The sequence below is a fragment of the Roseobacter sp. EG26 genome, from assembly GCF_049830555.1.
GTDB lineage: Bacteria > Pseudomonadota > Alphaproteobacteria > Rhodobacterales > Rhodobacteraceae > Roseobacter.
Genome location: NZ_JBNBLH010000005.1, coordinates 89,525 through 110,551, shown reverse-complemented (window position 1 = coordinate 110,551; position 21,027 = coordinate 89,525). Strand labels below are relative to the sequence as shown.

General features: G+C 61.1%; 20 protein-coding genes. 17 read left to right on the top strand and 3 right to left on the bottom strand.

What is annotated here, in order from left to right:
• Nucleotides 1-21: 21 nt before the first annotated feature.
• From ACOTTU_RS12780 to ACOTTU_RS12720, 13 genes are all read left to right on the top strand, one after another.
• Complete coding sequence (locus ACOTTU_RS12780) at nt 22-507, top strand: class I SAM-dependent methyltransferase (RefSeq protein ID WP_425658524.1); 486 nt, start codon at nt 22-24, stop codon at nt 505-507.
• Between the two features lie 138 nt (nt 508-645).
• Nucleotides 646-1,698: a C4-dicarboxylate TRAP transporter substrate-binding protein gene (locus tag ACOTTU_RS12775; protein ID WP_425658522.1), complete on the top strand. Its 1,053-nt coding sequence runs from the start codon at nt 646-648 to the stop codon at nt 1,696-1,698.
• A 20-nt stretch (nt 1,699-1,718) separates the two neighbouring features.
• On the top strand, nt 1,719-2,243 hold the full coding sequence (locus ACOTTU_RS12770) for a TRAP transporter small permease (protein ID WP_425658520.1): 525 nt from the start codon (nt 1,719-1,721) through the stop codon (nt 2,241-2,243).
• On the top strand, nt 2,243-3,583 hold the full coding sequence (locus ACOTTU_RS12765; RefSeq protein WP_425658518.1) for a TRAP transporter large permease: 1,341 nt from the start codon (nt 2,243-2,245) through the stop codon (nt 3,581-3,583). Before ACOTTU_RS12770 ends, ACOTTU_RS12765 begins: the two co-directional genes overlap by 1 nt.
• Nucleotides 3,580-4,356, top strand: a complete 777-nt coding sequence (locus tag ACOTTU_RS12760) for an IclR family transcriptional regulator (RefSeq protein ID WP_425658516.1) — start codon at nt 3,580-3,582, stop codon at nt 4,354-4,356. The genes ACOTTU_RS12765 and ACOTTU_RS12760 overlap by 4 nt, the downstream gene beginning before the upstream one ends.
• Nucleotides 4,357-4,377: 21 nt before the next feature.
• On the top strand, nt 4,378-6,474 hold the full coding sequence (locus tag ACOTTU_RS12755; protein ID WP_425658514.1) for a 3-hydroxyacyl-CoA dehydrogenase NAD-binding domain-containing protein: 2,097 nt from the start codon (nt 4,378-4,380) through the stop codon (nt 6,472-6,474).
• Nucleotides 6,471-7,646, top strand: a complete 1,176-nt coding sequence (locus ACOTTU_RS12750; protein ID WP_425658512.1) for an acetyl-CoA C-acyltransferase — start codon at nt 6,471-6,473, stop codon at nt 7,644-7,646. The genes ACOTTU_RS12755 and ACOTTU_RS12750 overlap by 4 nt, the downstream gene beginning before the upstream one ends.
• 9 nt (nt 7,647-7,655) lie before the next feature.
• Entirely contained in the window at nt 7,656-8,855 is a 1,200-nt protein-coding gene (locus tag ACOTTU_RS12745; protein WP_425658510.1) for an acyl-CoA dehydrogenase family protein, read from the top strand.
• Complete coding sequence (locus ACOTTU_RS12740) at nt 8,852-9,985, top strand: acyl-CoA dehydrogenase family protein (protein ID WP_425658509.1); 1,134 nt, start codon at nt 8,852-8,854, stop codon at nt 9,983-9,985. Before ACOTTU_RS12745 ends, ACOTTU_RS12740 begins: the two co-directional genes overlap by 4 nt.
• A complete protein-coding gene (locus tag ACOTTU_RS12735) occupies nt 9,966-10,367 on the top strand; it encodes a PaaI family thioesterase (protein ID WP_425658508.1) in 402 nt (133 codons plus the stop codon). The genes ACOTTU_RS12740 and ACOTTU_RS12735 overlap by 20 nt, the downstream gene beginning before the upstream one ends.
• The gene (locus tag ACOTTU_RS12730; protein ID WP_425658507.1) at nt 10,367-11,137 is read left to right on the top strand and encodes an oxepin-CoA hydrolase, alternative type; all 771 of its coding nucleotides are present in this window, start codon (nt 10,367-10,369) and stop codon (nt 11,135-11,137) included. Before ACOTTU_RS12735 ends, ACOTTU_RS12730 begins: the two co-directional genes overlap by 1 nt.
• Nucleotides 11,134-12,135, top strand: a complete 1,002-nt coding sequence (locus ACOTTU_RS12725) for an NAD(P)H-dependent flavin oxidoreductase (protein WP_425658505.1) — start codon at nt 11,134-11,136, stop codon at nt 12,133-12,135. Before ACOTTU_RS12730 ends, ACOTTU_RS12725 begins: the two co-directional genes overlap by 4 nt.
• Nucleotides 12,132-13,640 (top strand): class I adenylate-forming enzyme family protein, encoded by a 1,509-nt coding sequence (locus ACOTTU_RS12720; protein ID WP_425658503.1) that lies wholly within the window; start codon nt 12,132-12,134, stop codon nt 13,638-13,640. Before ACOTTU_RS12725 ends, ACOTTU_RS12720 begins: the two co-directional genes overlap by 4 nt.
• A gap of 54 nt (nt 13,641-13,694) precedes the next feature.
• Here the strand turns inward: ACOTTU_RS12720 and rpe are convergent, their stop codons facing one another.
• Entirely contained in the window at nt 13,695-14,384 is a 690-nt protein-coding gene (gene rpe, locus ACOTTU_RS12715) for a ribulose-phosphate 3-epimerase (RefSeq protein ID WP_425658960.1), read from the bottom strand.
• A gap of 148 nt (nt 14,385-14,532) precedes the next feature.
• Between rpe and ACOTTU_RS12710 the strand changes: the two genes are divergently transcribed.
• From ACOTTU_RS12710 to ACOTTU_RS12700, 3 genes are read left to right on the top strand one after another with little or no spacing between them, the layout of a single operon-like run.
• The gene (locus tag ACOTTU_RS12710; RefSeq protein ID WP_425658501.1) at nt 14,533-15,552 is read left to right on the top strand and encodes an ABC transporter substrate-binding protein; all 1,020 of its coding nucleotides are present in this window, start codon (nt 14,533-14,535) and stop codon (nt 15,550-15,552) included.
• Nucleotides 15,553-15,554: 2 nt separating this feature from the next.
• On the top strand, nt 15,555-16,322 hold the full coding sequence (locus ACOTTU_RS12705; protein WP_425658499.1) for an ABC transporter ATP-binding protein: 768 nt from the start codon (nt 15,555-15,557) through the stop codon (nt 16,320-16,322).
• Complete coding sequence (locus ACOTTU_RS12700; RefSeq protein ID WP_425658497.1) at nt 16,315-17,109, top strand: ABC transporter permease; 795 nt, start codon at nt 16,315-16,317, stop codon at nt 17,107-17,109. Before ACOTTU_RS12705 ends, ACOTTU_RS12700 begins: the two co-directional genes overlap by 8 nt.
• Here ACOTTU_RS12700 and ACOTTU_RS12695 read toward each other — a convergent pair.
• The gene (locus ACOTTU_RS12695) at nt 17,106-18,443 is read right to left on the bottom strand and encodes an MmgE/PrpD family protein (protein ID WP_425658496.1); all 1,338 of its coding nucleotides are present in this window, start codon (nt 18,441-18,443) and stop codon (nt 17,106-17,108) included. The two genes, ACOTTU_RS12700 and ACOTTU_RS12695, sit on opposite strands and share 4 nt — an antisense overlap.
• Before the next feature lie 180 nt (nt 18,444-18,623).
• On the opposite strand from ACOTTU_RS12695, the gene ACOTTU_RS12690 reads away from it, so the two are divergent.
• A complete protein-coding gene (locus ACOTTU_RS12690) occupies nt 18,624-19,160 on the top strand; it encodes a peroxiredoxin-like family protein (protein WP_425658494.1) in 537 nt (178 codons plus the stop codon).
• A gap of 117 nt (nt 19,161-19,277) precedes the next feature.
• On the opposite strand, the gene ACOTTU_RS12685 is transcribed toward ACOTTU_RS12690, so the two are convergent.
• On the bottom strand, nt 19,278-20,963 hold the full coding sequence (locus ACOTTU_RS12685; protein WP_425658492.1) for an AMP-binding protein: 1,686 nt from the start codon (nt 20,961-20,963) through the stop codon (nt 19,278-19,280).
• Nucleotides 20,964-21,027: the final 64 nt, after the last annotated feature.

Sequence of the window (21,027 nt, the reverse complement as noted above, 5' to 3'; positions counted from 1 at the left end):
AGTGTTTTCAAGGGTATTCGCATGAGCCGTCTAGATCTTTTCATCGACCGAATGGTGTCCCAGCGCGCTTGTCTGAACCATGCAGCAGAGTTGACCAAGGGCCTGCCGGGACCGGTGTTCGAGCTGGGTTTGGGAAATGGGCGTACCTATCATCATATGTGCTCCATCATGCCGCAAGGCGACATTTATGTGTTCGAGCGGGCAGTCGCCTCACACCCTGACAGCACACCGCCGGACGCTCAGGTATTTTTAGGTGATGTCTTTGAAACACTGCCAGCTGCGTTGGCGCAGTTTGGTGCCACGGTAAGCCTCATTCACGCTGATCTTGGGGGCCATAATGCCGAGAAGAACGACATCTTTGCGCGCCGGATTTCGCCGGTGATCGCCCCGCTTCTTGCGCCGGGAGGGCTTATGGTCTCCAGCGATAGGATGTATTTCGACGATATGACAGAGATTGCCCTGCCGTCCGATGCGGTTCCGGGACGATGCTTCATCTATCAGCGCTAACGCTACGGTCCTGTTCAATTCGTTGCTCGGCTGTTTGCGGTGAATTTTCTTGCGCGCTTGGCGTGTGTCTCATAACAATGGTAAAAATAGTGAAACACAGTTTCACTATGTAAAACAATTTTGGGAGAGATTGCCTTGATGAAGCTGAAATCCGCTGCCCTTGGTCTTGCAATGATTGCCACGGCGACACTGGCACAGGCTGACATCACTTTGATACATGGCGAGGCAGGTCCCAATCGCGGCGCGCGCGCCGCCGCCTTGCAGTGGTTTGCAGATGAAATCGCTGAGCGGTCGGAAGGGGAGATCAAACTGGATATTCAGTGGGGCGGTGCCCTATTCAAATCCAACGCCGCGATGCAATCGGTTGGCGATGGCGTCGCGGACATGGGGTCTGTTATCGCGGTCTACTATCCGCAGGAAATGGTTGCCTACGGCATTGCGGATCTGCCCATCAACAACCCGGACGCTTGGGTGGGGATGCGGGCCACCGACGCGTTGATGCGCAATTCCACGGAAATTGCGGACAACCTGAGGGACAAGAACCTCGTCTACATCGGCACCTGGACGACAAGCCAGGTGAACATCGGGTGTAAGGGGGCTGCGATCAGAAAGGCATCGGACATCGAACGCCTCAAGGTGCGCGGCGTTGGTGCCTATGGCAAGGTTTTCGGCGAGATGGGCGCCAACATGGTGCGCATGTCCATTTATGACGCCTATCAGGGGCTCGACACCGGGCTGATTGATTGCAGTCAGGGCTATAGCTACGCCGTTGCCGCGCTCAAGCAGGCAGAGGTCATGGATAGCTATACACTGCTCAACTGGGGCCAAGTGGGCGGTGTCGGCATGTTCATGAACGCTGATGTCTATGACAGTCTCTCCGCCGCTCAGCAGGATCTTTTGAACGCGGTGGGCTCTGACATGGCGGATGAGTTTGGGCGCATCATCACCCAGGCAAATGAGGATGCCATTGTTGCAATGAAGGAAGCTGGCGTGGAAGTGATTGTCTTGCCGGAACCTGAGCGTGAAAAACTCGTTCGCAAGGGTGGCAAGTTTCTTGCTGAATGGGTCAACACCGCTGAAAAGTCAGGGTTGCCGGGTCAGGCGCTGCTTGAGGATTATCAGGTGTTGGTCGCCAGGTTTTCAGCCGAACGTGATCAGAAAGGCTATCCTTGGGAGCGAGAAAGTAACTGATCGCTGGCTTGAGGTCTGAGGTGCAAGTCAAACTAGAGCAGTTTCTGTTGGCTCTGGGCGCGGTCGCGGTGCTCCTTCTGGGCGGCGTAATTACCGTCAACGTGATCGCCCGGGCTCTTTTCGCCACTGCCGTGCCAGACAGTGTGACGATCGTGCGCGAGTTGATGGTCGCGGCCATTCTTTTGCCGCTAGCAGCAACAACGGCAGCACGTGCGCATGTCTGTGTCGATTTCATTTCGGACCGGTTTGGTGCGCGATTGCGGTCGTGGTTGATCGTGCTGGGGTCACTGATGGGCATGATCGCCCTATCTGCGCTGATCTGGGCGGGCACGCGCGATCTGAGCAAAGTTCTGGCGTCGGGAAGCTTCTTTTATGGTGATCTGAACCTGCCCAAATGGCCGGGCAGGTTGGTCTTCGTGCTGGGCATCGCAGCCTGCTGGTTGCGCTTGGCTGAACTGGCGTGGCGAGATACATGCACCATTCTGAGGGGGGGAACGGTTCTCGATACACAGGATCATTCCCTGACCGGTGGAGGGGCGGAGTAATGGACCCTGCGACCATCGGTTTCGTCGCATTTGGCGCGGTGCTGGTGCTTTTGGCTCTGCGCGTGCCCATCGCCTTTGCGCTGGCGGCAGTTGCGACCCTTGCCACCTTTTTCATTTTTGCCTTTCGCACGGGCACCTTCATGCCGGAACGTGCCCTTCGGGCGACCACATCCATGGTCTTTTCGAATTCGTTCGATTTGATCCACTCTTACGACTTGTCGATGATCCCGCTGTTCGTGGCTCTGGGGCATATCGCCTATCGCGCCGGGATCACCACACGCATCTATGACGCTGCCAAGGTCTGGCTGACCCGGGTGCCGGGCGGCGTCGCCATGGCCAGCGTGATGGGGTGTGGCGGCTTCTCGGCCATTACCGGCAGTTCCATTGCCTGCGCATCGACCATGGGGCGCATTTGCACGCCTGAAATGCTGCGCATGGGATATGACCCGCGTCTGGCCACCGCAAGTGTCGCCGCAGGCGGCACGCTGGGCTCACTCATCCCTCCGTCCGTTCTGTTCATCATCTACGGGATCTTTACCGAAACCTCGATCTCCGCGCTGTTCCTGGCAGGGGTTCTGCCCGGTCTTTTGACACTTGCCGGATTTGTTCTGGTCATCGCGATATGGGTCTGGCGCAGGCCAGAGATCGCCCCGGCAACGGATCAGAGATATTCGACGTCACAACGTATGCAAACCGCGATCGGCGCCTGGCCGGCGGTTCTTCTTTTTGGGGTGATCATTGGCGGCATATATGGCGGCATTTTCACCGCAACCGAAGCCGCCGCGGTTTGTGTAAGTGCTGCGGTTTTGATCGGGTTTGTGCAACGGAGACTGGATTTGCACGGGCTGTGGGTTTCGGTCAAAGAGACCTGCGTGCAAACCACTGCGATCTTCTTCATTGCAGCGGGTGCCAAGATTTTCGTGGCCTTTATCGCCCTGACAGGGATTGCCCCCATGATCGTTGAGGCGGTCACGCAAGCCCAGCTTTCAGTGGTTGTGCTGATGATCGCGATTGCACTGATCTATCTGTTGTTGGGCATGTTTCTCGATCCCATTGGCATCATGGTGCTGACCCTGCCACTGATGATCCCACTGGTGGAAAGCTACGGGCTCAACCTCATCTGGTTCGGGGTGGTCGTCATCAAACTGCTGGAGATCGGGCTGATCACGCCGCCTGTTGGCCTGAATGTTTTTGTGATTGCCAATGTGGTTGGGAAGGAAGCTCCGATAGACAAGATTTTTGCAGGCATCGCCCGTTTCCTGAGTGTCGATATCATCGTTTTGATCCTCATCATGAGTTTTCCTGCAATTTCGCTATTTGTTCCGATGGCCGCGCGATGAACCAATCCACCACAGATCGAAAATTTGCCAACACATTGGCAAGAGGGCTGAAAGTTCTTGGCGTTTTTCGGGCCAGTGATGATGGGTTGACGCACGCCCAGATCGCGGATCGGACGGCCTTGCCAAAACCAACGATATCGCGTCTCACGTATACGCTGTGCGAATTGGGTTTTTTAACCCAGGCCAGCCGGAATGACCGCTTTCACCTTGGCCCGGCAGCGATTGCGCTGGGATCGGTTGCGACTATTTCGGCAACTTTCATCGATCTGATATCTGACGCCATGCAGGAGCTTGCAAATGAAACCGGCACGCTTGGTCTGATCGCGGTTCGTGATACGATGCGCATGATGCTGGTCAAGACATGGCGACCGGAAGGAACGGCATCGATCTGGCTTGAACCCGGCCATAGAATCCCGCTTTTTGGGTCTTCTTCCGGACAGGCCACACTTGCTGCCATGTCGGATGACAAGTTTGCAGGTCTGGCGCCCAACCCGGCTCTGGTCGATTTTCGGCAGGATGGCTACGCCCAGTTGATTGCGCAGGGGTTTACCATTGCCCCCCGCCCGACCCGCTATGCCCGAACGGTGAATGCGGTGGGCGTCCCCTTCTTTGCGTCGGAATTCGGAGCGCCCGTCGCGATTTCCTGTGGGGCGTTGCCCGAAGTGTTGACCGACGCTCGTATGGTTGAGGAGGTGGGCCCGGCCTTGCGTGAGGTGGTCCGGGAATTGGAACGCAGAACCGGTCAGGCGCCTGCTCTGACGCGGCGTGGTTGAGAGCATGAAAAGAGGGATCAGATGACAGATAAAATTGCCTATGGGCGCCATGGTGACATCGCCGTTTTACGTATCCAGAACCCGCCGGTGAACGCGCTGAGCCACGCGGTGCGCAAGGGGCTGCTGGCCGGGTTGGAGCGCGCCGAGGCCGATGACGGCGTCAAAGCGGTGCTGCTGGTGGGCGAGGGGCGCGCGTTCATCGCGGGTGCGGACATCAAGGAATTCGGCAAGACCCCGCTGGAGCCGCATTTGCCCGATCTGTGCAATCGTCTGGAGGCCTCGCCGCTGATCGTGGTGGCCTCGATGCATGGGGTCAGTCTGGGCGGCGGGCTGGAGGTGGCGCTGTCCACCCATTACCGCATTGCGCAGCCCGATGCGCGCGTGGGCCTGCCGGAGGTGCATCTGGGGCTTTTGCCTGGCGCAGGGGGCACGCAGCGTCTGCCGCGTGTCACAGGTGTGGCGGCGGCCATCGACATGATCACCACGGGCCGCCACGTCAAAGCCCCCGAGGCGCTGGAGGCTGGCGTCATCGACCGGATCGAGGCGGGCGATCCGCAAACCGTGGGGCTGGCCTATGCGCAAGCGCTTTTGTCGGAAGGGGCCGCGCGCCGTCCGGTCAGCGCCTTGCCTGCACCGGACCTCATCGACTGGGATGCGGCCTATGACGCGGTGCTGAAAAAGGGTCGGGGCCAGATTGCACCGGCGCAGGCCGTGCGTGCGGTACAGGCGAGTGTGGAGCTGCCCTTTGCCGAAGGTCTCAAGGCCGAGCGGCAGATGTTCTGGGATTTGATGAAAACCGACCAGCGGCAGGGGATGATCCATGCGTTTTTCTCCGAACGGGCGGTTGGCAACCTGCCTGAGTTGAAATCTGTGGCAGCACGCGATCTGGTCGCCATCGGGGTCATCGGGGGTGGCACGATGGGCGCGGGCATTGCCACCGCCGCCCTGTTGGCGGGTCTGCCGGTGACGCTGATTGAGATGAACGACGCTGCGATGGACGCCGCAAAATCCCGGATTGCCGGGTATCTGGCCGGGGCTTTGAAGCGCGGCAAGATCAGCCAGTCAACCCATGACGCGATGCTGAACCAGGCCCTGACGATTGCTACGGATTATGACGCGCTTGGCACGGTTGATCTGGTGATCGAGGCGGTATTCGAAGAGATGGCCGTCAAGAAATCCGTCTTTGCGCGGCTAGATGCTGCCTGCAAACCCGGGGCCATTCTGGCCAGCAACACCTCCTATCTGGACATCAACGAGATTGCCGCCAGCACCTCGCGGCTTGGCGATGTGATTGGGCTACATTTTTTCTCGCCCGCGCATGTGATGAAGCTGCTGGAGGTCGTTGTGGGCGATCAGAGCGCTGCCGATGTGGTGGCCACCGGGTTTGCCCTTGGCAAACGCTTGGGCAAGATTTCGGTGCGCGCAGGGGTCTGCGACGGCTTCATCGGCAACCGCATTCTGAGCACTTACCGGACGGCGGCGGACCATATGATCCTCGACGGGGCATCGCCTTATCAGATCGACAGGGTGCTGACGGATTTCGGTTTCGCCATGGGGCCTTACGCGGTGGCGGATCTCGCGGGGCTCGACATCGGCTGGGCGATGCGCAAACGTCTGGCCCCCACCCGCGATCCGCGCGAGAGGGTCGGGCGCTACCCCGACAGGCTCTGCGAGGCGGGGCATTTCGGCCAGAAAACCGGGAAAGGCTTCTACGTTTACGAAAAATCCCAGCGCGCAGGCGCGCCGAACCCGGAAGTCATGGCGCTGATCGAGGCGGAGCGGCAGGAGCGGGGCATCACGCCGCGTGACTTCGCGGATACGGAGATCCTCCGCCGCTATATGGCGGCCATGGTCAACGAGGCCGCGAAAGTTGTCGGCGAAGGCATCGCACGCCGCCCGCTCGACGTCGATATGGTACTGCTTTTTGGCTACGGGTTTCCGCGCTATTGGGGTGGGCCGCTGAAATGGGCTGATCTGACCGGATTGATCGGCCTGCTGGAGGACATCGAAAGCTACGCCAATGAAGACGCCTATTTCTGGCAACCTGCACCGCTGTTGCAAAAGCTGGTTGCCGAAGGCCGCAGTTTTGACGACCTAAACAAGGAGGCCGCGTCATGAAAGAGGCCGTGATAGTCTCCGCCGCCCGCACCGGGTTGGCCAAATCCTTTCGCGGGTCGTTCAACCAGACCCATGGGGCGCACATGGGCGGTCACGTGGTGGCTGCCGCTGTGGCACGCGCGGCGCTCGCACCAGACCAGATCGAGGATTGCGTGATCGGTTGTGGCTTTCCCGAAGGGGCGACGGGCCAGAACATCGCACGTCAGATCGCGCTGCGGGCCGGGTTGCCGGTGACCACTTCCGGCATGACGCTCAACCGGTATTGCGCGTCCGGGCTGCAAACCATCGCGACGGCTGCGGCAGCGATTGTCTCGAACGGCACGGGGCCGGTGGTGGCGGGTGGTGTGGAGAGCATCTCTCTGGTGCAGCCCAAGACGCAACCGACCCCGGAGCCCTGGCTGCTGGAACACAAGCCCGAGGTCTATATGGCCATGATCGAGACGGCCGACATTGTGGCCGCGCGCTATGGCATCGCCCGCGACGCGCAGGACGCCTACGGGTTGCGCAGCCAGAGGCGCATCGCCGCCGCCCAGCAGAACGGTCTTTTCGATGATGAAATCGTGCCGATGCAGACCACAATGGCGGTTCAGGACCGCGCGACTGGGGAGGTTTCACACCGGCAGGTGCGTGTTGATCGGGACGAATGCAACCGGCCTGACAGCACGGCGGAAGGGCTGGCCGCGTTGACCCCGGTGCGCGACGGCGGTGCAGTAACCGCCGGGAACGCCAGCCAGTTGTCGGACGGGGCGGCGGCGGTCGTTCTGATGGAGGCGCGCGCGGCGGAACGCGCCGGGTTGGAGCCCATGGGAGCCTTCAGGGGGTTTGCCGTCGCCGGGTGCGAACCGGATGAAATGGGCATCGGGCCGGTTTTTGCGGTGCCGCGTCTGCTGGAGCGGCACGGGCTAAAGGTGGCGGACATCGACCTGTGGGAGCTGAACGAAGCCTTCGCCAGTCAGGCGCTTTACTGCCGGGATCGGCTGGGCATTGACCCGGAGATATTCAACGTCAATGGCGGATCAATAGCGATTGGCCATCCCTTTGGCATGACCGGCGCGCGTATGGCGGGGCATTTGCTGCGCGAGGGCAAGCGGCGCGGGGCAAAGCTCGGCGTTGTCAGCATGTGCATTGGCGGCGGTATGGGCGCTGCCGGGTTATTCGAAATCTACGGATGAGGAGCGATCATGGACCTGAGTTACAGCGACGCGGAATGGGCCTTCCGGACGGAAGTTGAGCAGTTTCTGACGCAGAACCTGCCTGCGGAATTGTCGGAGAAAGTGCGGTCCGGCAGGGCCTTGACGAAAGCCGATCACGAGCGCTGGCATGCGATCCTGAATGCGCAGGGCTGGCTGGCACCCAACTGGCCCAGGGAATTTGGCGGGGCGGAATGGAACGCAGTGCAACGCCATCTCTTTGAAGAGGCCTGCGCGCGGGCGCATGCACCGCGCATCGTGCCCTTTGGCCTGTCGATGCTGGGGCCGGTCCTGCAGAAGTTCGGCTCCAAGGCCCAGCAGGAACACTGGCTGCCGCGCATTCTGTCCGGGCAGGACTGGTGGTGTCAGGGCTATTCGGAACCGGGCGCTGGGTCTGATCTGGCCTCTCTCCAGACTTCTGCGGTGTGTGATGGCGCGCACTATGTGGTCAACGGTCAGAAAACATGGACGACGCTCGGTCAGCACGCCAACATGATTTTCTGTCTGGTGCGCACCGATAAATCGGTCAAGCAGCAGGAGGGGATTTCCTTTCTGCTGATCGACATGGCCACCCCCGGTATCGAGGTGCGCCCCATCGTGCTGCTGGATGGCGGTGCGGAGGTCAATGAGGTCTGGTTTACGGATGTGCGTGTGCCGGTCGAGAACCTCGTGGGCGAAGAAAACAAGGGCTGGACCTATGCCAAGTACCTGCTCACCCATGAGCGCACGAATATCGCCGGTGTCGGGTTTTCGCAGGCCGGTCTTGCGGCGGTCAAACGCCTTGCCCGGTCGGAAATGGCCGGTGGCAGACCGCTGATCGAAAACCCGCATTTCGCCGCTCGTCTGGCACAGGTCGAGATTGATCTGATGGCCATGTCCACCACCAACCTGCGGATCGTCTCACGGGCGGCGGCGGGGCAGGCCCCGGGCGTCGAAAGCTCCATGCTCAAGGTCAAGGGCACGATCATCCGGCAGGAAATCAACGATCTGGCACGGCGTGCGGCGGGGGTTTATGCGATGCCCTTTGCCTCTGAGGCCGTAGAGGGGACCAATGACCCGCTGCCCGATCCCAATGGTGCCGGTCCGGTCGCGGGGCAGTATTTCAACAACCGCAAACTGTCGATTTTTGGCGGGTCGAACGAAATCCAGCGCGAGATCATTGCTAAGACGACCTTGGGGGGCAGACCATGAATTTCGATCTGACCGAAGAACGGCAGATGTTGCAGGACACGCTGCGCCGGTTTCTGAGGGACCGGTATACGCCGCAGATACGTCATGACATTCTGCAAAGCGACAGTGGCCTGTCGACAGAAATCTGGCGCGACCTGGCGGAACTGGGCGTGATCGGGGCGCTTTTTACCGAAGCGCAGGGCGGTTTTGGCGGACACGGCTTTGATCTCGGCGTGGTCTTTGAGGAACTGGGGCGCGCCGGGGTGGTCGAGCCCTTTCTCGACAGTGCCGTGCTGGCCGGAGGGCTGATCGCGGATCTGGGGGATGAAGGCCAGCGCGCGCATGTGGAGGCGATCATCGCGGGCGAGCTACACCTGGCCTTTGCCCACGGTGAACCCACCAGCCGCTATGATCTGAGCCGGGTTGCCACAAGTGCCGTGCCCGAAAACGACCGGGTGGTGCTGAACGGGCGCAAGGCCGTTGTGCATAATGCCGAGGCTGCGGACCTGCTGGTGGTTTCGGCGCGCGAAAGCGGCGGTGTCGATGATGCAGGGGGCCTTTCGCTGTTTTTGGTGCCGACCGAAACGGAAGGGGTGATGCTTCAGGGTTATGCGCTGCTTGCCGGCGGGCGGGCGGCGGAGGTCATTCTCGAAGATGTGAGCCTGCCTGCCAGCGCGCGCCTTGGACCAGCGGGGCAGGCTTTTGCCGCCATCGAGGCCCGTGTTGCCGCCGCGAATGTGGCGCTTTGTGCTCAGACGCTGGGGGGTATGGAAACCGCCAGCCGCCTCACGCAGGACTATCTGGTGACGCGCAAGCAGTTTGGCCGCCCTATCGGCAGTTTTCAGGCGCTGGCGCACCGCATGTCGGATATGCTGATCGAACTGGAGCAGGGGCGATCCGCCGTCATCAATGCAGCAGGCCATCTGGAACGCCCCCGGCAGGAGCGGGAACGCCACGTGTCGGCGGCTAAAAACCTGATGAGCCGCGCCGGGCGTCTGGTGGCCGAGGACAGTATCCAGATGCACGGCGGCATCGCCATGACGCAGGAATACGAACTGGCCCATATCGCAAAACGCATCGTGATGGCCGAACACAGGTTCGGCGATTGCGACCATCATCTGGAGCGGTTCATTGCCCTCTCAGCAGCCTGAATTTCCCATCAGCGGCGCCCAGGGGTTGATTGGTTACAACGTCGATCTCGACCGCGCCTCCGGACGCGCCGAGGTCAGCCTTGAGATCGCGCCGCAGCACCTGAACCGCAACGCGAGCCTGCATGGTGGCATTCTGGCGATGATGCTCGACTGCGCGGCGGGGTTTGCCGCCTCGCTCGGGTTTGGCGGTGACAGGCTGGCGCAGGTTGTCACCGTGTCGCTGAGCACGCAGTTCATTGCCCCTGTGCACGACGGCCGCGTGGTGGCGCGCGGCACGCTATCCGGGGGTGGGCGCAAGATTGTTCATGCGGATGCGGTCCTGCATGATGCTGAAGGCCGCCTGATCGCCAAGGCCTCCGGCACGTTCAAGAGGGTTACGTAATGGCGCGTGTCGAGGATAGGGGGGACCGTCTGATCATCTGGAACGGCAATGCGGCCCGGCGGGGGGCGCTTTCGCCCGAACTTTATGCCGCGCTGGCCGAAGCGATGCGCCTTGCTGAAGAGCCGCGCGTCCGGGCTGTCATTCTGACCTCGGAGGGGGATTTTTTCTGCGCGGGCGGGGACCTCAATGTGCTAATCGAGCGTCGCAAACTCTCCGAAGCGGCGCGCCGCGCCAAGGTGGACGACCTGCATGATCTCATCCGCGCGCTGCGTGCTTGCCCGGTGCCGCTGATTGCCGCGATAGAAGGTGGGGCGGCGGGTGCCGGTTTGTCGCTGGCACTGGCCTGTGATCTCATCATCGCGGCAGCGGGAGCCAAATTCACGGCGGCCTATGTCAAGGCCGGGCTGGTGCCGGATGCGGGGCTGACCGCCTCAATGGCGCGCTGCCTACCGCGCCCGCTGGCCATGGAGATGTGTCTGCTGGGACAACCGGTGTCGGCGGAACGCATGGGCGCATTGGGCGTGGTCAATGAGGTGGCAGCACCGGGGGAGGCCCTTGCCTGCGCTATGGTGCTGGCGGACAGCCTGGCACAGGGGCCACGCGATGCGCAGCGCGTCATTCGGGCGCTGGTCGCTGACAGCTATGAGACACCACAGGCGCAGCAGTTGGACGCGGAACGCGACGCCATGGCGCGTGCCGCAGGGGGTGTAGAAGCGGCAGAGGGCATCACCGCCTTTCTGGAAAAACGCGCGCCGGAGTTCGGGTCATGATCTGGGACACCGAACTGACGCGACGTCTGGGCATCCGCCGCCCGATCGTTGCGGGAGGCCTGCAATGGCTGGCAAATGCGCCCTATGTCTCTGCCGCTGCCCATGCCGGGATCATGGGGTTCATCACGGCGGCCAGTTTTCCCGACCCTGCCGATTTGCGGGCGGAAATTGCCAGAACGCGCGCGGCCTGTGGCAACCTGCCCTTTGGGGTCAACGTCTCCATGCTGCCGAAACTGGTGCCGGGTGATCAGACCGAAGATATTTTACGGCTCATCGCGGATGAAGGTGTCAGGGTGATCGAGACATCAGGGCGCAACCCGGAACCCTATATGCCCTTGCTGAAAGATCTGGGCCTGACCGTTCTGCACAAGGTTCCGGCGGTGCGCTATGCGCTGAAGGCGCAAGCGGTGGGCGTTGATATGGTCTCTATCGTAGGGGCGGAATGTGGCGGGCATCCGGGGCTGGATATGATCGGCTCTTTTGTGAATGGCGCCATGGCGGGTGAGGCGCTGGACATTCCGTTTCTGATCGGTGGGGGCGTCGGGCATGGCAGCCAGTTGGTAGCAGCCCTTGGCATGGGGGCGGCTGGCGTTGTGATGGGCACACGCTTGCTGGTCAGCACGGAACTGGTGGCACATGAGGGCTATAAACAGGCGCTGGTGGCGGCCACGGAACGCGACACGGCGCTGACCATGCAGTCGGTGCACAATACCGTGCGCACGCTGGCCAATGATACTACTGCCGAAGTACTCCGGATGGAGGCCGAGACGCAGGAGATCACCATTCAGGACCTGATGCCACTTGTGGCGGGCAGGATCGGGCGCAAGGCTTATGAGAGCGGAGATGTGAGCCGGGGCCTGCTTTCGGCAGGTCATGCGCTGGGGCTGACCGACAGGATCGAACCCATGGCGGATATCATTGCGCGCATTGAGGCACAGGCGCTGGCCGCCCGAGGCCGGCTGTCCGGCGTGGTTCAAATGCCGGAGGCCGCACAATGAGCCCGCGTGTGGAGGATTTTCTGAGCGATCAGATGGCCCGCCGCCCGGCGGCTTTTGCGATGTCCGATGGCACGGGCGCGCAGTGGCGCTGGCAGGATTTGAGCGTGGCCAGTTACGCCGCCGCCGCCTGTCTGACCGAGCGCGGCGTGGTGGCCGGAGACCGGGTTGTGATCTTATGTGAAAATTCCGCTGCGGCGGTTGCGTTTCTTTTTGGTTGCTGGCGCATGGGCGCTGTTGCGGTGCCGGTGAATGCGCGTCAGTCGGTAGCGGAACTTGCGCGCATCTTTGATCATGCGGCCCCTCGCGCGGTTGTTTTCACGACCGCCGTGTCCCCGGATGCGACCGCCCATGCCGCGCGGCATGATGCGGTGTCACTGACCGGTGCCTTCGGCACGGTGCAGATTGCCACGCCGCACGCCTCCAACCCCGAAGAAGATCCGCGCCTTGCGGTATTGCTCTATACAACCGGCACGACGGGCGTGCCGAAAGGTGTGATGCTGAGCCATGCCAACCTGCGGTTCGGCGGCATGGCGTCGGCGCGGTTGCGCGGTATGACGGCGCGCGATCTGATCTATGGCGTCTTGCCGATTTCCCATGTGTTCGGTCTGGCCTCGATTGTGACGGCGGCGGCCTCGACAGGGGCGACCATTCGGTTTGAGGCGCGATTTTCGGCGGCAAAACTCCATGCGTCACTGGGTCAGGGCATCACGCTTTTGTCCGCCGTGCCGCAGATGCACGCGCTTTTGATGCAATATACCGCCGAGCAGGGGCATGAGCGGCTGGGGTCGGACGATCTGCGTTATGTGTCTTCGGGGGCGGCCCCGCTTGATCCCACGTGGAAGCGCAAGGCGGAGGCGTTTTACGGCGTGGCGCTGCAAAACGGATATGGCATGACGGAGACGACAGCAGGGGTGACGATCACTGATAACCCGTTGGGATCAGAAGATATCTCCGCTGGGCCGCCCTTGCCGGGCGTGGAGCTGCGCATTGACCAAAGCGTGCCGGGCGGCGGCGATGGCATGGGGGAGGTGTTGACGCGTGGAGGCCATGTCATGCTGGGGTATTTCCGCAATCCTGATGAGACGGCGCGGGTGCTGGATGCACAGGGCTGGATGCATACGGGCGATCTGGGCAGGATTGATGAGGCGGGAAACCTGCACATATTGGGGCGCTCAAAAGAGCTGATCATCCACGGCGGGTTCAATGTCTATCCACCGGAGGTGGAGGCCGCGATCAACGATCATCCGCAGGTCATTCAGTCGGCTGTGATCGGGAAGATGACAGCAGGGGACGAGGAGGTTCTGGCCTTTGTGCAGGTGGCCCCGGCCTGTGATCTGAGCCCGGATAGGTTGCGCGATTTTCTGAATGACCGGCTGGCGGGATACAAACGCCCGAGTGTGATTGTGCTGGCCACGGAACTGCCCGCCGCCCCGACGGGCAAGATCCTAAAGCATCGGTTGCTGACGCATTTCGCGGATCAACTGCGCGAACGGGCGGGGTCTTAAGTGGCGGTGGCCTGAAGCCCACCTTACCGGATGCGGCGCTGTTTGTGCTTTCAGTCAGACATATGTGCCTTCTGCGGCCTGCCTTATGGCGCGGATGTTTGCGCCGTAAGGGGTCGGGTCCTGAACTGACCCACCCCGGAAGACCGCAGAGCCTGCCACCAGCACATCCGCGCCTGCCGTGGCCACGATCGGCGCCGTGCTCGGGTCGACCCCGCCGTCGATTTCGATATGCACGGGGCGCTCCCCGATCATTGCGCGCAGCTTTCTGATCTTGGCTGACATGTCGATGAATTTCTGCCCGCCAAAGCCGGGGTTGACGGTCATCACGCAGATCAGATCGACGCTGTCGATCAGTTCCGAGACAGCCTCCGCCGGTGTGCCGGGGTTCAGCGCGACCCCCGCCTTGGCACCTGCGCCGCGAATGGCTTGCAGCGTGCGGTGAATATGCGGACCTGCCTCCACATGGGCGGTGATCACATCGGCACCGGCCTGCGCGAAAGCGTCGATATAGGAATCCACCGGCGCGATCATCAGGTGCACGTCCATCACGCCCTTGATATGCGGGCGAATGGCGGCACAGGTCGCAGGGCCAAAGGTGATGTTGGGCACAAAATGCCCGTCCATCACATCCACGTGGACCCAATCGGCCCCCTGCGCCTCTATTGCCTCGCATTCAGCGCCGAAATTGGCAAAATCAGCGGCGAGGATGGAGGGAGCAATCTTGATGGAACGGTCGAAGGACATGCGCGCGCCTTTGGTCAGAGAGGGGTCCTCCGCGCTATAGCCTCCGGCACGGCCCTGGCGCAAGGGCAGAGCCTGCTTGCACGGGGCAGGGCCTGCGCTACACTGGCTGCGACAGCGCATCTGCGCCCGATCTTTGGGGGAGACCATCATGCCTAATTTCAACCGCCGCGAAGCACTTGCCAGCTTGGGGGCCGCAACGGCTCTGGGCCTCGCCGCACCCGCCTATGCGTCCGGCAAGAAGATCACTGTGGGGGCGCTGCGGTTCACCAGCCATTCAGGCTCTTTCATCGCTTTTGAGCGGGATTATTTTGCGGATGCCGGGCTGGACGTGGACCTGAAGTTTTTCCAGGCGGCGCAACCGATGGCCGTGGCCATTGCCAGCGGCGATGTGGATTTCGCGGTGACGGCCATTTCGGGCGGGTTGGTATCGCTGGCCGACAAGGGGGCGATCAAGGTCATTGGCGGGGCTCTTTCGGAAGAGCCGGGCATTGACGGTCAGAAAATCCTGGCCTCGGATGCGGCGTTTCAGGCCGGTCTGACAACGCCTGCAGCGCTGGATGGCAGGACATTCGGGATGTCCACGGCGGGATCATCCTTCCATTACATGGGCTCCAAAGTGGCGGCTGCGGAAGGGGCCACGCTGTCCTTCAAACCGTTGCAAAAGGTGGGCGCGATCATCGGCGCGCTGAAATCAGGCCAGATTGATGCCTGGTCCATCGTGCCCCATATCGCCAAGCCGTTGGCGGGGTCGGGTGCTGTGCATATCATTGGCAGCATCGCTGACTATCTGCCCGACTATCAGGTCACAACCGTTTTCACATCCGCCGCCAATGCCAGCGATGAACCTGCGCTGACACAGGATTTTCTGGGCGCCTACTCGAAAGGTGTGGCCGATTACAACGCGACGATGATTGCGCAGGAAGGCGGTCAGGAAGGCATCGATGCGATGGTCGATCTGATCCACAAATATGTCTATGCGGACAGGCCGCGCGAAAAGGCCGCCCCGTCGATCATCAACGGGACCATGCGGTTGAATGAGGGGGCGAAGCTGAACGTTGCCTCGGTGCGTGATCAGTTGGAATGGTTCCAGGCTGAGGGTCTGGTGGATGCCGGGATCACGCTCGATACGCTGCTGGATACCTCTTTTGTCGAGACCGTGGGCAGCTAGGGGTGGAACTGCGTCTGGCCGACGTGGGCCACCACTACGGCGCGCGCGAGGTTCTGCGCGACATCACTCTGGACATTCCCGAAGGGCAGATCGTCTGTGTCGTTGGCCCCTCGGGTTGTGGCAAATCGACATTGCTGCGCCTTATGGGCGGGCTGGAACGGCCAGATGCAGGCGCGGTGATCCAGCGCGGGGAGACGCCTCGGGGGTGCTTGAATGCACTCACCTATATCTTTCAGGATTTTGCGCTGCTGCCCTGGCGGACGGTGGCGGGAAATGTGTCGTTGGTGCTGGAAGATCACGCAATGCCGTCACCGGAACGGCGCGCGCGGATCGCGGATGTGCTGGCCCGGACCCGGCTGTCGGATTTCACGGATGCGCTGCCGCGCCAGCTTTCGGGTGGGATGAAACAGCGGGTGGCGATTGCGCGCGCACTGGTGGTCAATCCGGCGGTGATGCTGATGGACGAACCGCTCTCTGCGCTGGACAGCCAGACGCGTGAACTCTTGATGGATGATCTGGTCGGGCTCTGGACGCGGACGCCTTTCACGGCCGTTTATGTGACGCATAATCTGGCCGAAGCGGTGCGTCTGGGGCACCGGATTGTGGTTCTGTCCCGCAGGCCGGGCGAGATCCGCGAGATTGTCGAACTGGCGATGCCACTGGCACAGCGCGGCTACGGCGATGCGACATTGGAGCGGGCGCAGCAACACCTGTGGGGTATGATGCGCGATGAAGCAGCCGCAGCGGATGCGGAGCTGATAGATGCCTGAACCGGGCAGGCAGGTGGCTTTTCGCGGTGGTGGCTTTGCCCCGACACCACGCCGCTGGGTCGGGTTTGCCGTTTTTGCCGCGCTGATCCTGCTGGCCGAATGGGGCACCCGGTCGGGTGTGATTTCCGCCCTGACCTTGCCACGCCCCAGCGATGTGATTTTGACCTTTCAGGAGCTTTACGCCTCGGGTCTGCTGTTCAAACATCTTGGCCCGTCGTTGAGCAGGCTGGTGATTGGCGCGGTGCTGGGGGTCACGGTCGGCATCGGCGTCGGGCTGATGATGGGGTTGTTCTCCTACATTCGCGCCGGTCTGGTGCCGCTGGTGGCGGCGATTTTCCCGATCCCCAAGATTGCGCTGCTGCCGCTCTTTGTCATCTGGTTCGGAATAGATGAGGGGTCGAAATATGCGCTTATCGCCTTTGGCACCTTCACGCCGACGGTTGTTGCGACCTACGCGGCGGTGGACAATGTGGACCGCACGCTCATTCGCATGGGGCAAAGCTTCGGGCTGAGCTGGGTGAGCATTCTGCGCAAGATCGTGCTGCCGGGGGCGATGCCGGGCATTCTGGCAGGGCTGCGGATTTCACTGGCCATCGCGATCATCCTGCTGGTCGCGGCGGAGATGTTGGGCGCGGAATACGGGATCGGTGCCTATATTCTGGAGGCCGGGGCGCTTTATGATCTGGAGCGGCTTTTTGCAGGTGTGGTCATCCTGTCTGTTCTTGGGGTTCTGGTGAGCGCTTTGATCGGGCTGATCGAAAAGCACCTGCTGGGCTGGCGCAGCTAGGGCGCGGGTGTCACCAGCGCGGTGAGTTCGCAAAACCGCGCATCCGGTTCGAGCAGCCGGTCGCGCATGGACCAGATCCGCGCGCTGCGTTCGGCCCCCAACGTAGGTGCGGTAAAATTGTGGAACTTCCGCTCGATTTCAGCTTCCGTAAGGGGCGCGTCAAGTCCGCCGCGCGCATGGGTATCGCCGGATTTGAGCTCGCGCCCGTCGGTTGTTGTGAGGGTTACATCCGCCATGCGGTATTGCGGGAAGGTAGCATTGTGGCGCGCCTCCACTCGCACGGAAATGCGCGGCATAAGGCGCGCAACCTCCGGATCGGTGAGACCGGCACCTGCGATATGTTCAGGCCCTACGTGCCCGTAGCGCATCAGCGTGGCCAGCGCGAAAGCCAGTGAATACTGCGCCTGCCCGGTGGTTTCCGGCATCCCCGGATAAAGCGCGGCGCTTTCTGCAAAGGTACCGATGCGCAGGCTTTCTATGTCGTTGTGTGTCAGATCGTGCTGGCGCATGAGGCCGTCCAGCGCGTCCAGAGGGGCATGCGCCCAGCGGCAGACGGGGTAGGGTTTGATGTAGTTCTCAAGGATCGTCCAGCGGGTGCCGAGGTCCTGCCAGAAGTCTGACACCTCTGGTGCCTCTACGGTGATCGCGGGTGCTCCTTCAAAGCCGCGCAGCGCCAGCAGGGTGGCCATGGAACCGGTCAGAGCGCCCATGCCCGAGCCATCGTGCAACATGGTTGGATGGGCAATCTCGCGCATCATCTGGCTGCGCGGCCCGTGGTATTCGGCGATCCCCAGGGCTTCGCGCAGCTGTTTCTGTGACGCGTTCCGAAGACGGCACCCAAGCGCCGCAACCGCCAGCGCATTCCATGCACCGGAGGTATGATAATCGTGCACCGTTGCGTGCAGCGCCAGACCGGCTCGCGCGCCGATTTCGTAAGACATGGCCAGAGTGTCGAGCGCCGCTGTCGCCGTCAGATCGGGTAGGGCCGCCGAAAAGGCGATCAGCGCCGGGACAACCGCACAGCCAATGTGGCCCTTGACCGGGTTGAAACCATCATGTCCGTCCAGATTGTCGATCTGCGTGGCCGCGGCAAAGGCGGCCCCGGGGACCGAGGCCAGACGACCGTCAAAAAGAAGGGGGGCTGCATGTTCTGACCTGCCCGCGCCATGAAAATCGACGACGAAATCCCGCGCAATCCTTGAAGGATCGAGCCTGGTTGCACCGGCCGCGACACCCAAGGTATCAATCAGCAGGAGAGCTGCCATGCGCCGCGCGGGCGGCGGAACATCAGGGGTGTCGATGAAGCCTGAAACCATGTCAAAATGTGATGCCATGTTGGGGGTGTTTTCCAATTGCTGCCCACTCAGCAAGCACCGGTTTTCACCCTGAGGCATGTCTGTCTGCGACATGGATGCTGCGGAAATCAAGCACAAGATTATGTGAACATGGGTCACTGGTCTTGGTGCGACATCCATGAGAGATAACAACCGAAATTCAAATTCAGGAGATCTGCCATGCTGATGCCACGCCAGAAAGTACCCAACCTCGTTTTGCCCTTGCTTGATGGGGGCACGTTCGATCTGTCGGGTGATGCGGCCGAAACCGGAACTGTTGTGTGCTTTTATCGCGGGTTGCATTGCCCGATCTGTGCGACTTACCTCGCAGAGCTTGAAAAACGCACCGGCGATTTTGCCGAACGGGGTGTGAAAACAATCGCGGTAAGCTCGGATGATGAAGAACGGACCCGTGCGATGGCCGACAAGATCGAGGCGAAATCCTTGCGGTTTGGATATGACCTGAGCTTGTCGACAGCCAAGGAATGGGGGCTTTACATTTCAACCTCGCGTGGCAAGACGTCGATCGGGATCGAAGAACCCGCCCTGTTTTCCGAGCCAGGGTTGTTCATGATCACCCCGCAGCAAACCTTGTACTATGGTTCGGTGCAGACCATGCCGTTCGTGCGTCCGCATTTTTCTGAACTTGTCGGCGCTTTGGATTTTGCCATCAAGAACGATTATCCGGCGCGCGGCGAATACACCGGTGCCGTCTAAAAATTGAGCGGCTCCGCCGCATGACATGTCCCGGACAAATTCTTGCAGGATTTGTCCGGTGCTGGCGCGCGGTGAGAGGGCGTGACAGTTTAGCTGCCGTGCCCGCTTGTTGCGTTTTCAGCCTGCCAGTTCCGCTATCATCTGATCACGCATGATGAATTTTTGAGGCTTGCCCGTGACGGTCATCGGCAATTCATCCCGGATGGAGACGTGGGCCGGCACCTTGAAGTGGGCGATATTGTCTTTGCAGAATTGCCTGATGTCTTCTGGGGATATCTTGCTGCCTGCGTGAAGAACGATCCATGCGCAGACAATTTCGCCATAGGTATCATTGGGGATGCCAAACACCTGCGCCTGGGCGATGTCAGGATGCGTGTAGAGAAATTCTTCGATTTCGCGCGGATAGATGTTTTCGCCGCCACGCAGGATCATATCTTTGACGCGACCGGTGATGGTGCAATACCCCTGCGCATCCAGTGTGGCCAGATCGCCAGTGTGCATCCATCCATCCGGATCAATGCTGTCAGCTGTCTTGGCGTCCTCCCCCCAATAGCCGCGCATCACCGAATAACCGCGCGTGAGCAATTCACCCTGGGCGCCAATTGGCACGGTCTGTCCCTCTTCATCGACAACGCGGACCTCCACATGGGGATGGATGCGACCGACAGAGGAGACGCGTTGTTCAAGCGGATCATCCACGTTGCTCTGAAAGGAGACCGGGGAAGTTTCGGTCATCCCGTAGGCGATGGTCACATTGTGCATGTTCATTTTCGCCTGCACCTGCCGCATCACTTCGATGGGGCAGGGTGCACCGGCCATGATGCCGGTGCGCAGATGGGACAGATCGTAGCTTTCAAAATCCGGCAGGGCCAATTCATTCACGAACATCGTTGGGACCCCAAAAAGAGCGGTGCATTTTTCTTCGGAGACGGCAGCGAGTGTCTCACGCGGGTCGAACCCTTCGCCCGGGACTACGATTGTTGCCCCTTTCGTCACGCAGCCCAACGTGCCCATAACCATGCCAAAGCAGTGATAGAAGGGAACGGGGATGCAGAGCCGGTCGTTTTGCGTGAACTCCATCGCCTGAGTGACGAAGCGGGCGTTGTTGACGATGTTGTGGTGGGTCAGGCTGGCCCCTTTGGGGCTACCGGTGGTGCCGGAGGTAAACTGGATATTGATCACATCCTGCGGGTCGAGGGTTTGCGCGATGGCTTCGAGATCGGCCTCGGGTCTGGCCTTACAGAGGTTTGCGAAGCTCAGCATGCCAGCGGGTACATCTTCGCCCATCACGATGATGCTGCGCAGATGCGGCAGGCGTTCGGCGTGTAGATTTCCAGGCGTCGCCGCCGCCAGTTCCGGCGCAAGCTCGCTGAGCATTCCGGTGTAATCCGATGATTTGAAACGGCGCGCGGCGATCAATGCCGTGCAGCCAACCTTGTTGAGGGCGTATTCCAGTTCTGACCGTCTGTAGGCTGGATTGATGCAAACAAGGATTGCCCCGATACGTGCGGTGGCAAATTGGGCGAGCAGCCATTCGAACCGATTGGGCGACCAGATACCAACGCGGTCCCCCTTTTGCAGATTGAGGCTTAGCAATCCGTGGGCAAGGCGATCGACCTGATGATTGAGCTCAGCATATGTCCATCTGACACCCTGGGCTCGAAATACCGCCGCAGGATGGTCTGCAAGGCGCGCGGCTGTTTGCGACAGCAGATCCGAAATCGTCACATTCCAAAGCGGCTCTGCCCGATCGCCGATGACATGAGAAACTCCGTTCTTTGGACATCTGTCATGATCGGTCATCGCAAAGCTCCTCAATGGGTTGCCGCAAATTACCTGAAAGTCAGGGCAGCAGGCAATTGCGCGG

What these genes read in the sequence shown, in the direction of transcription:
- ACOTTU_RS12780 (WP_425658524.1), top strand. Translation starts at nt 22, where the DNA reads ATGAGCCGTCTAGATCTTTTCATCGACCGAATGGTGTCCCAGCGCGCT.
- ACOTTU_RS12775 (WP_425658522.1), top strand. Translation starts at nt 646, where the DNA reads ATGAAGCTGAAATCCGCTGCCCTTGGTCTTGCAATGATTGCCACGGCG.
- ACOTTU_RS12765 (WP_425658518.1), top strand. Translation starts at nt 2,243, where the DNA reads ATGGACCCTGCGACCATCGGTTTCGTCGCATTTGGCGCGGTGCTGGTG.
- ACOTTU_RS12760 (WP_425658516.1), top strand. Translation starts at nt 3,580, where the DNA reads ATGAACCAATCCACCACAGATCGAAAATTTGCCAACACATTGGCAAGA.
- ACOTTU_RS12755 (WP_425658514.1), top strand. Translation starts at nt 4,378, where the DNA reads ATGACAGATAAAATTGCCTATGGGCGCCATGGTGACATCGCCGTTTTA.
- ACOTTU_RS12750 (WP_425658512.1), top strand. Translation starts at nt 6,471, where the DNA reads ATGAAAGAGGCCGTGATAGTCTCCGCCGCCCGCACCGGGTTGGCCAAA.
- ACOTTU_RS12745 (WP_425658510.1), top strand. Translation starts at nt 7,656, where the DNA reads ATGGACCTGAGTTACAGCGACGCGGAATGGGCCTTCCGGACGGAAGTT.
- ACOTTU_RS12740 (WP_425658509.1), top strand. Translation starts at nt 8,852, where the DNA reads ATGAATTTCGATCTGACCGAAGAACGGCAGATGTTGCAGGACACGCTG.
- ACOTTU_RS12730 (WP_425658507.1), top strand. Translation starts at nt 10,367, where the DNA reads ATGGCGCGTGTCGAGGATAGGGGGGACCGTCTGATCATCTGGAACGGC.
- ACOTTU_RS12725 (WP_425658505.1), top strand. Translation starts at nt 11,134, where the DNA reads ATGATCTGGGACACCGAACTGACGCGACGTCTGGGCATCCGCCGCCCG.
- ACOTTU_RS12720 (WP_425658503.1), top strand. Translation starts at nt 12,132, where the DNA reads ATGAGCCCGCGTGTGGAGGATTTTCTGAGCGATCAGATGGCCCGCCGC.
- rpe (WP_425658960.1), bottom strand. Translation starts at nt 14,384, where the DNA reads ATGTCCTTCGACCGTTCCATCAAGATTGCTCCCTCCATCCTCGCCGCT.
- ACOTTU_RS12710 (WP_425658501.1), top strand. Translation starts at nt 14,533, where the DNA reads ATGCCTAATTTCAACCGCCGCGAAGCACTTGCCAGCTTGGGGGCCGCA.
- ACOTTU_RS12700 (WP_425658497.1), top strand. Translation starts at nt 16,315, where the DNA reads ATGCCTGAACCGGGCAGGCAGGTGGCTTTTCGCGGTGGTGGCTTTGCC.
- ACOTTU_RS12695 (WP_425658496.1), bottom strand. Translation starts at nt 18,443, where the DNA reads ATGGCATCACATTTTGACATGGTTTCAGGCTTCATCGACACCCCTGAT.
- ACOTTU_RS12690 (WP_425658494.1), top strand. Translation starts at nt 18,624, where the DNA reads ATGCTGATGCCACGCCAGAAAGTACCCAACCTCGTTTTGCCCTTGCTT.
- ACOTTU_RS12685 (WP_425658492.1), bottom strand. Translation starts at nt 20,963, where the DNA reads ATGACCGATCATGACAGATGTCCAAAGAACGGAGTTTCTCATGTCATC.